Genomic DNA, 13,872 nt, shown 5'->3' with positions numbered 1-13,872 from the left:
AATCCTAAACTTTTCTAATTGTATGTACTCGAACTGATGGGTTTATCTAACGGGAAAATTACCGCTTAATTAGGGGCTAGTCTTCATGAATGGAGATTAGTTCTTTTTGTTGGAGTTTATAGAAGGATACCTGTTTCATTTTATCAATAAATTTATTATAGGGACTGTTGTTACTGTTAAGGTTAAAGGGGAAAGTGAGTGACCTAAATAATAATTAATTAGTTTAGTAGATTGTATTCTCTTAGCCCGAAGAACCACATTTAAGGGATGATGAATGAAAGGGGTTCAAGATTTTTTCTAGTGAGTTATGGTAGATTAGATGTAATAGAAATGGAAGAGGTGGAATATGGAGATTTTAATTGGATTAGTTTTATTAATTCTAGTTATCTCTGGAGTTTGGACTTTAATGATAACTAGGACACCCGACAAAGACTATAGAAGCTCAACAAAGAGGAATACAACAAATTTAACCTTAATATATGTTGTGGTCATAGGACTGTCTCTCATTGCACTGGCGATTTACGTTTGGTTATTATAGCAAGAACATGTTAAAAGTGAGATTTGCCAAGCTTTTGCATAATCAAAGACACCTTACAAATAAGATACCCCCACAAAAACCAAAGTTCCCTCGATTACTATAGTGAATAATGAATTGGAATAGATTTTTCTATCTATAGTGAAATAAATCGTTTCGTAGATAAGATTTTAACTAGTATTTAAGCTTACTTCTGATTCAGGAATTGGGAGGGAACGAGATGACATCTGAGAAGGAACTACTAACGAAATCCTATTATGAACACCTGTTAGAAGGGAAAGAGGGTCACCCTATTCAGATATTGAGTGAAATGTATATGGATGAGAAGAAAAAGGAGATTCCGGATTTTTCCTCCATTCGCTTTTGTCAGGGGGAGGTTTACTTCCTTTATAAGGATTATGAAGCAGCCATTTTTAAGTGGGAACATATAGATGATGATTTAAAAGCTTGGGCATTAAAAAATATTGCAGATGCCCATTATGAGATGGATTTGCTCGCAATTGCAGAAGATTACTACAAATCAGTAAAAACCGATTCGGTTAGTTTGAAAATGGAAGTCTTGCTGCAGCTATTTTCACTAAAGAAAAGACTCGGAAAACTTGAAGAAGCGAACCACTATATCAAAAGTGCAGTGAACCTAAATCCAGATTACCGAAATGTGACAGAGATAGCTCGAACCTTCTTTGAGGAATATAAGGATTGGAGCAGTGCGATAGAACTTGCTAATCGTGAGGCAGTAAGAACAGAAAGGCTTTCGTGGTTCAAGGTTTTAAAACAATATGTTGAACAGGGATATACGGTAAAAATTAAACCAGAGCACTTTATTGAAGCTTTACAAACTTTGTATGATCTCGATCAACTGGAATTTGAAAACCTTGCTGCATTATTGTGGAATAGCTATAAACAAACAAATTCGTATTTTCCATGGCTAAATGAGATTAACCGTTTTCTTACGGATGTAGACTTAGAGGGCCCATATAGATGGAATAAGCTTCCTAATTTATATGAAGAATCGTACTTTGAATTAATAAGCGGAAAGTTTTTAATCAGAGATATTTCGGAACTAATGAAGTTTTATCTAACGAACTGGATGAGAATTTCATCTGGTTCAAATATAATCGTATCCTCATCAGCAGCTCTAGCTTGGAGTGAGTTTTATCCGGATTGTTTGGATGCTTCTATGGTAGAGATGGCTGCGAACTCACACCATATGTCTAGCCAATACCCCTATGGGATGGAGGACGGATGGAGATTCTATGCATTTATTAAGAATTGGTCGAAGAAAGAAGGCTTATTAGTAGGTGATGGACATTATGAATCTCATAGGCCTAACCCTGAAGAGCTGCCCACCTCTGAAGTTCTGTCCATGATTAAGCAGATGATTGAGACTCTGATTAAACAACGAGTGCAAAAGGAAAATGCATTTATTAATAAAATTCAGTGGAATGAGGAGCTTTCCTCCAAACTTAACGGAGTTCACCATCAGTTGAGTGATCTGGAAGTTGAAAAGGTTCGAGCCATTCAAAAATCATTTCGTAATCTAAAAATTGAATTCAGACAGTCTTTAATGGTGAAAATACCAGAATTGCTGCAAAGTTGTTCTGATATGGTCAAGGAAGACAGTGATTTTGGAAAGCTTCATATTGAAATCAATGAAGAGATGAATAAGCGAATAGCTGATTATTTGGAAGACACAGCCACACAGGATTTTCAAAATTCGATCCAAGGTTGGATAAGGGATAGTCAGGATGATTTAAGAGCTTGTCAAACCTTCTTAGTTGAAGTGAGTGAAAGCATTCATAAGCAATATGGTGGAGAGAAGCTTATCCTAAATTGTGACTTTAAGGTTCTTGATGACTGGAGAAGAGATGCAAGTCGAATGACAAATGGACTTGTACATCTTGAAAAAACAAATATCCTCATGCGTTCAACCCTTTCACAATTGTTTATGAAAAGTGTTGGAACGCTGTTTGGTCAGATAGGTCAATTAGCAAAGAATAAAGAAAAGCTGCAAAGTAAGTACAAACAATTCATAGAAAGTGCTGATTACAGTGAATCAGCACAAGCTATTATCAATCCTTTTTTCCAGCAATTAGAGTTATTTGAGAAGTCGATAGAACGAGACATTAACCAGTTTTTTTCGACTCCGTATGAAATGCTAAATCTAGCCATAACGGAAGCACATGATCATGTTCATAAAAATAAAGCTGGTCTAAACAAAATGAAAGAAAATCCTGAGATTTATAGTGATCCACTTACCCTGTTTAAGTTGAAGCTTCGTCAGTATGAGTTGATGAATAGGGTGGGGGAGTTAAGCTCTGAAAGGTCTTAGTGCATGGGACGGTTTGGTGTTTGTAGAAACACTGGGACCGTCCCTGTTTTTTTCTAGCACGTAATTGTTCTTCACCAAATGAGGAAAACAGCACCATATGAATGCAACAAAGTTTACAAAAAAAGCCTACGTAAAAGAACGTCTTTCAACACTTCTATTCCATTTCCTTGAGATAAGCCATACGACTAAACTAAGTACAATTAATAAACCCTCCAAAGATAGAATATACCAAGGGTATGGACCCAAAAGATCGAAGAAACTTGTGCTTTTAGGTTTATGTCGTAAAAACCAGTAATTTCCGTCGGCCTGCTTATTTATGAACAAGATTGCAGGTAAGAGTAGATTGATAAAAACTGTTAGTTTTATAACAGATTTAAAGGTTAAGCTATACCCTTTTGCCCATGAAAAATAAAAAGGTACCCAGACAACCATCATATGTGCATAGAAGAAGTGAATAAATCGAAAGTGAGGAAAATCGTATTTTAAAGCAGGAGTAACGATTGCTTGGGTAGCACCCAATATTGCAATAAAAAATAGGATTTCAAACATTACTTTTTTTCTAGTTAGGAGTAAAACGACAGATAGAATCAGGCCAATATTACAAAGTTCTAAGGGCATGGAACGACCTAGTTTCCATACTCCATTTCCATACATCCATACCTGATTGGTCACTTCAATCAAGATTAAAGAAAAGGCAGCTCCTATCTCAGCTCTTCTCCATTTGTCATCACTTAACTTTTTACGGTTTAGAAAAATTAAAAAGGTTATAAGTATAAAGATGCCCAAAATAATTAAATGATTTCTTGAAAACATATCAAAATCGAAAGACTGATTACTAAGCCCAAACCAATCCACTATTATCACCTCGAGTTTGTGATGAACAAACATAAGGTTTCCATTTCATTTGGTTTCTATGCGGAAATGTATTCCTTTTCTCAATCCTTATGTATCAGCAAGAGGAAGGAAGATTGTTTGTTTAATAGCAAATAACAAAGACAAAGAACCCAATCCCTGTGAATGAGAATGGGTTAGTATTCTTCTTTTTAAGTTTAGTAGCTTCAGCTAATGTGATATCAGATCAATTTTATCTACTATGTTCATAATTACTGAGTTTATATCTGCATAGCCATAATAACGGACATATATAACAGCTTTTCCTTTAGAGGCAAATACTTCTTTTCTCTCCTTATCCTCATGAACGAATAAAGAATCCAATTCCGGATGATTAGTCTCCACGAAATCTTCACGGCTGATTTCAAACCTATATCTTTCGATTAAATCAGAAATTAATTGGTCCGTCATAGATGGAACACTAAGTTGATAAACCTTGGTAAAAATGCCTGGTGAGTACTCACCACTTCCGTCCTCCCACATTTCTCCTGGAACCACACCATTTTCATCTGATTCGTATTGAATGGGTGCTAACGGACTCCAATCATACGTATAGCGGTTGCCCCAATCTACCTTGTCACTCATGTAGAAAGACTCTCCTCTGATTAAAGCAGGATTCTGCTCCACATCTAGTAATCTAACAATGGGTAAGTCTGTACTAACCATTGGCAATGTGTTCGTATCACCTTTTGCAATCTGTATAAATGGTATAATGGCGGTCAGTCCAACAACTGTTGTGAAAAGCACCATAATAATAGAGTTTATTTGGTAGTGTTTTTTCCATGGAGCATGGTGATTGATTGCTTTTCCTTCGGCAAGGTTCTTTCGCAAAGCCCGAATGGAAAGGGCTGCTTGGAGCGAGGAATAGGCCAAGTATCCGATGAAAAAAGTTAAAATTGTTTGTTGAATAACCCCGCCCTCAATTAATACTAAGGTAGGTGTCCCATCAAGGAACCAGATAGCACACAACATCCCAATCATTAAGATCATGGAAATCGCAACCAAACTAGCATTCAGCGCTAATCTTTTGTACATTTCTTTTAATGTAAAGGATTGCTCGGCAGGGTCGGTATGAAGCTCTGGCGCATCGAGTTCAGCGGGTGATGAATATACATGAAAAAGACCATAGCTCGTTACAAAATTCCAGCCGATTTCGGCATACATCTCTATTTGTTCAAGTGTAATTTTCTTTTTTATGGAGACATCGATTCTGTATCTCATTTTCTTCGGTTCACCTTGAACAAAGTGGGCAAAATAAATTCCCATTTTTTTAAGATGGTATCCTTTAGCAGCCATGTCTGAGAACCAGCTTTCATGCTCACCAATTCGCCAATAATCGCTGGGACGAAGTTTGCGTACTGCCTTATTCAATCTCATCACCTTCCTCTAATAGGTTGCTATCTTTGATCAGAGCTTTTAGGCGACTATATTCTGTACGCAGCGCCTGTTCGCCTTCATGTGTAATTTGATAGGTCTTCCTTCTTCCATCATCTTCTGCTAGTGAGATAAGTCCATCTTTTTGCATGCGTGAAAGTACCCCATAAAGTGTCCCAGGTCCCATCTTTAATCGGCCATTTGAAACTTCCGTAATGGCGTGCATAAGCTGATACCCATGATTAGGACGCATTAACGCTAGGAGTACATAATACATGGCTTCCGTCATCGGTCCCCCGGTATAGGCCATTGTTTACATCCCTTCGTAAAATAGTATGTGTAGCGATATTATGTATCACGATATATCGTATAACATAATATTACGTTATGGAACAACTAGTGTAAAGGGGAGAAGTGCCCCATGTTTATGGAACTTTCCTCTACTCTATTCGTACTAAAGAGAAAGGCTATATGGAGGGGGAATAAGGATGGAAATCAGTTTATTTTGGATTGGTGCAGGCTTAGCGGCACTGGGCTATTTTATAGGAGATGGACTAAAGAATTTTAAAAATCCGAAAGCAAGCTCATCTGAGTATCCGACGTTAATAAAAGAAAGTGACTTACATCATTATCTAGGATTAAAAAAAGATGAAGTAGACGAACTGTTAAGCAAATATCCTGATGCACCAAAAGTGGAGTTGAGAGGAACTAGATATTATCCATACCAACCATTTTTAGAATGGATGTCATCCGATAAAATTTATAAATAATGATTTTCAGAGAAACAAGGGACGGTTCCATCAAGGATATGCTGGAACCGTCCCTTGTTACATGTGAGAAGCTATATCGCGTGAGATTCACAACGGAAAGGATCCAGCAATTAATCCGAGGACCAGGCTACCTAGATTAAGTAACCAGATACTAACTGAACCTCCTTTGTATGGTTAATCCATTAATGTTCGGTACTTCTCTAAGACTACTTCTGTCAAAATCTCTTGTGTATAAAAGTGCTTAGCATATACGTATAACATCATTTCGTTTTCTTCTGTAATCTCCATTTTCAATAATACTAGATTGATCGTGTCTGCCAATTCTTTAGGATTTGCATACATCGTGTTCCATGCACGTACTTGGAATTCTAAATCATCACTCAAGGCTGCTGCTTCAAGTTCTTCGTAAGGCACAGGTTCATTTAATTGAGCGTAAGGATCTTCGTAAATGTCGGTATAGATAAATTGAATCGGATTGTATTCGTTGAGATCATATACAAAGCGTTCTGACCCTGATGTAACCACCAACTCATTGCTTCTTATTTCAATCGAGCGATGATTTTCTAAAACAATGTTTTCAGACAATGATTCAATGGCACACTCAACATGTGGAGTAATGAACCAATAACGATATTCTGGATTTAACATTCCAATATATTCAGAAATAGACGTATGCTCAAGCTTGTCTTCATCTCTCAATCTCGTATATTCCTTTGGACGAAAAAAATACTGAGCATCTAAATCCTTCATCGCAATGGTCCACTGGTTTTCCGGGCATTCAAATAATACACGGAACGCAAATCCATCATCGGTTTTTTGTAACTCATCATAAATAAACCACTGTCCAACATGAAGGGGCAAATCTGATTCTTCAAAAATAATACCTTCAAAAATCAAATGAATAAGCGATTTTGATGAAAAACCACCATCTGTATTCACGTAAAGATGAAGAGTATCCCCGTCTCGTACCATTCTCTCAATCCTAGAATCATGCAAACTTTCCTCAAAGACGTCCTGAATGGTAGTTGATAAAAAAGGAAGAGCTTGTTTTTTACGTTCAAACGCAGCATCTAAGAGATCTTCAAATTTTTTATTCGCTTCCTGTACCCATTGTAGGTAATCTTCTCGTACTGTTTTAGGTAGCGATGGCTGATTTAATGTCCCGTTTTCTACATAGGGTATAAAACGACTTGGCAAGACCTGTATCAATTCTTCTTTTACCTCTTCAAGTTCTTCTTTTAAATGGGAAACAAGATCTTCGCCTTCTTCATTTGCTTCTCGTAAAACGGATTCCCATTCGTCGTCGGATTCAGGTATAGGAAGGAGATTATATGTTAAAAACTTTTCTTTCGCTTCTTTCGATATATTCCACATCGTATCACCTCGGAAGTAGTTGGTAAAAATAGTATACTATAAATGGATTTCTAATAATCTTTTATTCTGGTGAGAGACAGTTGAAGGTCTGTTTCTAATTGGTGTAACGGTACTTATACAAAAGATAACATTTAGGGGTGTCGAGTATGTTAAAAGAAGAATTAAGAAAACGAGCCCGATCAATGGTTAAAATTCCTGCTGATTTTCAGACTATCATAGAGGAGTATGCGGATGGGGAAAATGGAGATGGAGAGGCTATGTTTTCATGGATAAACGAAGAACGCGATGAAGGCATTACGGTAAAACTAGATTTAGAGGGAAATTTGACTAGCTTAACGATTGATATGAACCATTCACACACTAATGAAATCAACTTAAGTGTAGAAGAGCGTCAAGAACGAGCGGAACAATTTTTACTGCTGCATTATCCTAATGCTTTAGAAGATTTGACATTCTATGAGATGAAGAAACTAAATGATGCTTATCGTTTTTACTATGAACGAATCGTTATGGACTTACCATTAAAGCATGCGGGTAGTCTGATTGATGTAGATTCAGAGGGGAATATTGTGAAATTTTCTTATAAGGCTGCTCTGGAAATACCAGAAATTCCAACCACTCTAATTCAAAAAGAGAAACTGATCGAACACGTACATAATAGACTTGATTTCCAACAAACGATTACTAACTTGTATACAAATCTCCATCATGTAGCGGAAGATGGAATTCGTCTTGTGTATGAACCTGAGCCATCTTTCATGACATACAAAGCGGATGTGTTGTCACCGACCTTAAGTATTGTTCATGATGAAGATGTGCAAGAAAATTATGTTTCACTTCAACCCCCTCCTAATACAGCCGCACAAAAGGATTTATCTTTAGAAACGATCATTGGAATTACAGAGGGAATGGAAATGATTCGAGAAGTGGATATGGGAGAAGAGAAGGGCGTTGTGTGGCGCGACAGGAATTGGAAGATGGAGGATCATGATTTATCCATGGATAGCTTTTTCAAGAGACATTCAGAAGATACGGTTAAGGCCTTTATTTCAAAGAAAACAGGAATTGTCAGAAGCTTTGTGTGGTTCAATGAAAGAAGTGGCAACCTCAAACTTACTCGTGAGGAATGTTTGGTAAAAGCAATTGATTTTCTACAAACAATCCTTCCAGATTATGATAAGTATCTGCAATTAATGGTTCGAGATAGTGAAGAAGAATTTGAGGATACAAGAAAGAAAGAAGTATTTTCGTTTCGTGTTCATAATGGGAAGGGAATCCCCGTTCAGTTAGAAATCGTAGTAGTCGCAGTTAATCGCGAAACTGGGTTAGTCGATCACTACAGCGGGCCAAGCATGGATATTGAACAATTGAGCGAAATCTCTACAGAACCTGCAATTTCTAAAAATGAAGCAAGAGATATATTTTTCAATCATTTAGACTTTGAACTGTCATGGAACAAAGATTATGGTGGAGAATCGGAGTCGTACATTCTTGTTTATCAAGCATGTGATCGATATTCCAGAACACCCATTAGGTACATTGATGCTAGGACAGGGGAGGTAATCACAGCAAAAGATAAGTAGCTGTGGAAACAGAGGGGACGGATCTAGTGTTTTTATCAAACAAAAGAACCGTCCCTATGTTTACCTAGCAAATCATCGCATCAATCCATCTACCAAATGATCAAAGCAATAATCGTCGAAACAATCAGCCCTAGGATAACGGGCACAAAGTTTTTCCGAACGAGATCCATGACGGGAACATTACAAAGGCCAGCTACTGCTACTAGGGAGGACCAAGCAATTAATGTTCCTCCACCAGTCCAAATTGAACCCATTTGGCCGATAGCTGCTAACGTGGCGGCATCGATTTGTCCAGAGGATAGTGCTCCAGATAAAGCACCTGTTAAGGGTAGACCTGAAAAACCAGAGCCATCCAAGCCGGTAATAATACCGATAATTAGAATACCAAATGCTGTTAAAATTGAACTTTCTGGAATGAATTGTTGAGAGGAATGGACCAAATCGAATAGGAACGCAGGGGGAGTGCTGTCATCACCAAGGCTTAGTATTGCACCAGAAAAGTCTCCACTACCAAGGAAGAAGAACCCTGCAATTGGAATGACCGGACCCATCGCTTTAAACGCAAACACAAATCCATTTGTAATGTGCTCACTAATTCGATCTAAAGCTTGAGTCTTACCATATGTGATGGTTGCTAAACTTAAAAGTAAGACAGCCACACCACCAATGAACGCTGCACCATTTCCACCTTCGAAACCTCCCATACGACCTCCACCGACTTTGGTTGAAATCATATAAATCATCACGGTAAGCATTGAAACAGGTACAAGTATCGCAAAAGCCTTACTCCAAAAAGGTTTTTCCACCACTTTGGTTTTATCTTCTTTTCCTTGTAATCCTTCTAGCTCTTTATCAATCGTTGGATCATCTTTCTTTCTCATACCTTTTCTCATTCCGAAATAGGCAATTGCAATGGCAACCGCACCCGAAATCAGTGATAGGACAAGTGCTTTATCAGCTACGGCAGAAGTTTCTAGACCTGCTGACGTTGCACTTAAACCTGGTGCGACTTGCATAACGTAGTCCGAGGAGAGCGCCATCCCTTGACCGGCTATTGCCACGGCCATTGCAGCACCCATAACTGGGAGGCCAGATCTAACAGCAGCTGGTACTAACAGCGCACAAATGAGTGGTACAGCAGGGGTCGGCCAGAAAAATAGAGAGATCACAAACGTTACTCCAATAAGAACAAAGTAAGAAATATGACCATTTATCATGACCTTTTGCAGCGGAGCAATCATTCGTTTATCCGAACCAAGATCCTTAAGGGAATGTAGTAGGGCAACCATAAAGGTGATAATTAGAAAAATACTAAAAAGCTCTTTGGCAGCTATCAGATTGGCGTTAAAGACAGAAGTAAATCCACCAACAAGGCTCCCTTTATAAATCCAGGCGACAAGAAAGGTTCCTATTAAAGTTGGTAAGACAACCCCTTTTCTAAAAATCATGGTAACAATAACCGCCAAGGTAACAATGGCGTACAGCCAGTGAGATACGGTTAATTCCATTCTTTTTCCTCCTTTGAGTGGTTATATGTTTCAAAGCTGTGTGTGTTTTATACTATGTGAAAAGCCCAAACAGAGTGAGGGGATTGTCAAAATTAAATTCAGACAAATTTGGCAAACTTTAAAAAGGATAAAGGTTATGGAAATAACTATTTATAAAAAAAGATGGGGACGGGTTAGGTGTTTAGTAAAGCACCTGATTCGTCCCCATGCTTTTTTGTCCACTAAATCTATTTGCCTTGGATAAAAATTGTGTGCAATCTATCAAAGGACAATTATTTTCACCTTGAAAAGCTCAGCTCCCTTTAAAATATTCATGCACAAACGTTGTACAAGTATTTATATAAAGTTGCACAAAAATTATACAAAATGTATAATGTAGAAAAAAATATAAAGAAGGAGGGGTTCATTTGAGTAATAAAAGGAAAGTTGCGGTAGTAGGGGCTGGGCCGGGCGGATTAGCTGTTTCAATGCTTCTTGCAGCACAGGGTTATGATGTCCATATTTACGAAAAGCAATCTTTTATTGGAGGGAGAACTTCAAAACTTACACTTGGAGAGTATACCTTTGACGTAGGACCGACTTTCTTTATGATGCCCTCCATCCTTGAGGAATTATTTCAAGCGGTAGGTCGCAATCTACATGATTATATTGACATGAAGGAAGTAGAACCTTTATATACGTTAAAATTTGGTGAGCATACTTTTTCACCATCAAGAAACAAGGAAAAGATGCTAAAGGAGTTGGAAGAAAAGTTTCCAGGTAGTTCAGCTGGTTACGAGAAGTTCATGGAGCTTGAAGGAGAAAAGTTTGAGCATGTAACGAAACTACTTCAGCAGCCTTTTACGAAACTCACTGATTTTATTACGGGAAATATGCTTAGGGCTTTACCTAAATTAAATGCACTTGATACGGTCTATGGCCGTTTATCCACTTATTTTGATGATGAGCGGTTGAAATATGCTTTTTCGTTTCAATCAAAATATTTGGGAATGTCTGCTTGGGAGTGCCCGGGGACATTTACGATCCTCTCCTATCTTGAGCACAAGTTTGGTCTCCATCACCCGATAGGTGGGGTGAATCAATTGTGTGAAGCGATGGCAGCGGTCATCCGCGAATATGGAGGACATATCTATACCGATACAGGTGTGAAGAAGGTTCTAGTTAAACAAGGTAGAGCCGTAGGGTTACTTCTAGAAAACGGAGAGAAAGTGAATGGTGATGATGTCGTCATTAACGCAGACTTCGGTCATGCAGCTACGAATCTATTTGAACAGTCGGATTTGAAAAAGTACAAAAGAGAAAATATTGAAAAGAGAAAGCTCTCATGCTCCACCTATATGTTGTATGTAGGCGTGAACAAACCGTTAAATTTGCCTCATCATATGATTCTCTTTGCAGATGACTATAGAAATAATGTAGAAGACACAACGAAAACAATGGTCCTTTCAGAGGACCCGTCCCTTTATGTTCATCATCCATCCAAGCTTGACCCGACATTAGCACCGCAGGGAAAATCCGTTCTTTATGTGTTAATGCCAGTTCCAAACTTACAAGCTGACATTGACTGGGATGCTGAAAGAGAAAACGTGAGAGAAAGAATTTTAACCCTATTAGAGCGCGAACCGGAGCTAAAAGATATCCGTTCGTCCATTGAAGAGGAAAAAATCATTACTCCACTTGATTGGCAGAATGAAATGTATGTCTATAAAGGAGCAACATTTAGCTTAGCCCACAGCCTAGACCAAATGATGTATTTCCGACCACACAACAAGTTTGATGATGTGGACCACTGCTTTTTAGTAGGGGGAGGCACACATCCGGGAAGTGGATTGCCCACTATATTTGAATCAGCTCGGATTAGCTCAAATCTATTAATCAATCAATATGAGAAAAAGAAAAGTTACTTTTCGAAAAATAAAGGGTTTTCACAAGAGGAGTCCTCGGTATGGAAATAGGAATTGTAGGGGCTGGAGTAGGGGGGCTAACGACCGCATTGCTCCTTGCAAAACAGGGATACGGTGTAACCGTATTTGAAAAGGAATCCTTCTTAGGCGGGAGACTTACCTATCAAGGGAATGATCGTTATCGAATCGACCAAGGACCAACCATTGTCCTTTTGCCCGAGCTGTTAAAAGAAATCTTACACGATGCAGGAATCCCCGAAGAAGAACTAGAGCTCATTCCATGTGAACCGCTCTATGATATACACTTTCACGATGGTGAAACCTTTACAAAATATAGGGATCTTCCCACTCAATTAAGAGAGGTTGATAGGCTGTTTCCTGGAGAGTCATCAAACTTTCTGCGTTATCTTTCGGATATGTCTCGAACATACGAATTGGGCATGAAGGCGTTTTTAAGCAAAACCTTTAAAAGAAAACGAGATTTCATGACCTTTGAAAATATGAAACTTCTAGCAGAATCAAAAGCATACAAAACGTTGAAGAACTTTAATGCCTCCTACTTTGCAGATCCAAAGCTTCAAGATGCCTATTCGCTTCAGTCCTTATACATTGGAGGCTCGCCATATGAAGCGCCAGCTCTATACGGATTAGTATCCTATAGTGAACATGCGTACGGAATCTGGTATTTAAAAGGTGGGTATTACAGTCTGGTTCCACTATTAGAAAAAGCTTGTAAAAAGGCGGGAGTAAAGATTCATCTACAAGCAAAAGTCGAAAAGATTAAAATCGAAAAGGCAGTATGTAAGGGGCTTGTTGTAAACGGCAAACATGTTGATTGTGATGCGGTTGTTTTCAATGGTGATTTTCCTCATCTATATCCAATGGTTCAAGTAAGTGAACGTGAGAAAAAATTCAAGGCTTCTTCTGGTTGCGTCCTTATTTACCTGGGAGTTAATAAACGTTTTCCAAACACGAAGGCACATCAATTTTATCTACCTGAAGACTTTGAGAAACATATGAACCAAGTATCTAAAAGTAATCAAATACCTGATGATCCATCTTTTTATATCTTTAATCCAACTGCACTCGATTCAGAGGCAGCTCCTCCAGGTGAAAGTGTCCTCTATTTTCTCATTCCAGTTCCTTCAGGTGAGGAGATTAATTGGGAAGAAGAGAAAGCTTCCTTCGTTGAAAAGGTGATGAAAAAGGCAGAGGAACGACATTTTGCTGGATTAACGAGTGCGATCAATTGGATGGAAGTTCGAACACCTGCAGATTCATTAAAGGATGGTTTGTATCAAGGAGGGAGCTTTGGGATTGCTCCTACTTTATTTCAATCAGGAGGATTTAGACCACAAATTTCTCCATATAAGGTTGATCGACTCTATAGTGTGGGAGCTTCGGTTCATCCAGGTGGTGGAGTTCCCATTGTATTACAGGGTGCTCGGATGTTAAGTGAATTAATAAACGCTGATTTGGCTTAGATTGTTGCTATTTTGAATTAATTCTTCAACAGTACTTAGATGAGAAGAATCAAGATCGGATTCTTCTTACTACATGGCATCTTTTCTTCCCCAAAAAAAGAAAACAGCAACGTACTC

Annotated in this window: 10 protein-coding genes; 5 read left to right on the top strand and 5 right to left on the bottom strand. The window is 38.3% G+C overall.

Annotated features, from left to right (window positions below):
- Nucleotides 1-755: 755 nt before the first annotated feature.
- The gene (locus ACFYKX_RS09160) at nt 756-2,867 is read left to right on the top strand and encodes a tetratricopeptide repeat protein (protein WP_389360292.1); all 2,112 of its coding nucleotides are present in this window, start codon (nt 756-758) and stop codon (nt 2,865-2,867) included.
- Nucleotides 2,868-2,993: 126 nt separating this feature from the next.
- Here ACFYKX_RS09160 and ACFYKX_RS09155 read toward each other — a convergent pair whose 3' ends face one another.
- The 3 genes from ACFYKX_RS09155 to ACFYKX_RS09145 all read right to left on the bottom strand — a co-directional run bounded on the left by ACFYKX_RS09155 (nt 2,994) and on the right by ACFYKX_RS09145 (nt 5,442).
- Entirely contained in the window at nt 2,994-3,722 is a 729-nt protein-coding gene (locus ACFYKX_RS09155) for a YwaF family protein (protein ID WP_389360290.1), read from the bottom strand.
- A 207-nt stretch (nt 3,723-3,929) separates the two neighbouring features.
- Nucleotides 3,930-5,135 (bottom strand): DUF2812 domain-containing protein, encoded by a 1,206-nt coding sequence (locus tag ACFYKX_RS09150; RefSeq protein WP_389360288.1) that lies wholly within the window; start codon nt 5,133-5,135, stop codon nt 3,930-3,932.
- Complete coding sequence (locus tag ACFYKX_RS09145) at nt 5,122-5,442, bottom strand: PadR family transcriptional regulator (protein ID WP_389360286.1); 321 nt, start codon at nt 5,440-5,442, stop codon at nt 5,122-5,124. The genes ACFYKX_RS09150 and ACFYKX_RS09145 overlap by 14 nt, the downstream gene beginning before the upstream one ends.
- 178 nt (nt 5,443-5,620) lie before the next feature.
- Here ACFYKX_RS09145 and ACFYKX_RS09140 point away from each other — a divergent pair, with 178 nt between their 5' ends.
- Nucleotides 5,621-5,902: a DNA-binding protein gene (locus tag ACFYKX_RS09140; RefSeq protein ID WP_389360284.1), complete on the top strand. Its 282-nt coding sequence runs from the start codon at nt 5,621-5,623 to the stop codon at nt 5,900-5,902.
- Nucleotides 5,903-6,076: 174 nt separating this feature from the next.
- Here ACFYKX_RS09140 and ACFYKX_RS09135 read toward each other — a convergent pair whose 3' ends face one another.
- Nucleotides 6,077-7,276: a DUF4085 family protein gene (locus ACFYKX_RS09135; protein WP_389360282.1), complete on the bottom strand. Its 1,200-nt coding sequence runs from the start codon at nt 7,274-7,276 to the stop codon at nt 6,077-6,079.
- 146 nt (nt 7,277-7,422) lie between these two features.
- Between ACFYKX_RS09135 and ACFYKX_RS09130 the strand changes: the two genes are divergently transcribed.
- Entirely contained in the window at nt 7,423-8,859 is a 1,437-nt protein-coding gene (locus tag ACFYKX_RS09130; protein ID WP_389360280.1) for a YcdB/YcdC domain-containing protein, read from the top strand.
- An 89-nt stretch (nt 8,860-8,948) separates the two neighbouring features.
- Here ACFYKX_RS09130 and ACFYKX_RS09125 read toward each other — a convergent pair whose 3' ends face one another.
- Entirely contained in the window at nt 8,949-10,367 is a 1,419-nt protein-coding gene (locus ACFYKX_RS09125) for a hypothetical protein (RefSeq protein WP_389360278.1), read from the bottom strand.
- Between the two features lie 407 nt (nt 10,368-10,774).
- Here ACFYKX_RS09125 and ACFYKX_RS09120 point away from each other — a divergent pair, with 407 nt between their 5' ends.
- On the top strand, nt 10,775-12,322 hold the full coding sequence (locus tag ACFYKX_RS09120) for a phytoene desaturase family protein (protein ID WP_389360276.1): 1,548 nt from the start codon (nt 10,775-10,777) through the stop codon (nt 12,320-12,322).
- Nucleotides 12,313-13,755, top strand: coding sequence for a phytoene desaturase family protein (locus ACFYKX_RS09115; RefSeq protein ID WP_389360274.1), 1,443 nt, complete (start codon nt 12,313-12,315; stop codon nt 13,753-13,755). The genes ACFYKX_RS09120 and ACFYKX_RS09115 overlap by 10 nt, the downstream gene beginning before the upstream one ends.
- Nucleotides 13,756-13,872: the final 117 nt, after the last annotated feature.

This window comes from Cytobacillus spartinae (assembly GCF_042865285.1).
In the GTDB taxonomy this organism is placed as follows: Bacteria; Bacillota; Bacilli; order Bacillales; family Cytobacillaceae; genus Robertmurraya_A; species Robertmurraya_A spartinae.
The sequence above is the reverse complement of the archived record's forward strand: the minus strand, read 5'-3'. Positions and strand labels throughout refer to the sequence as shown.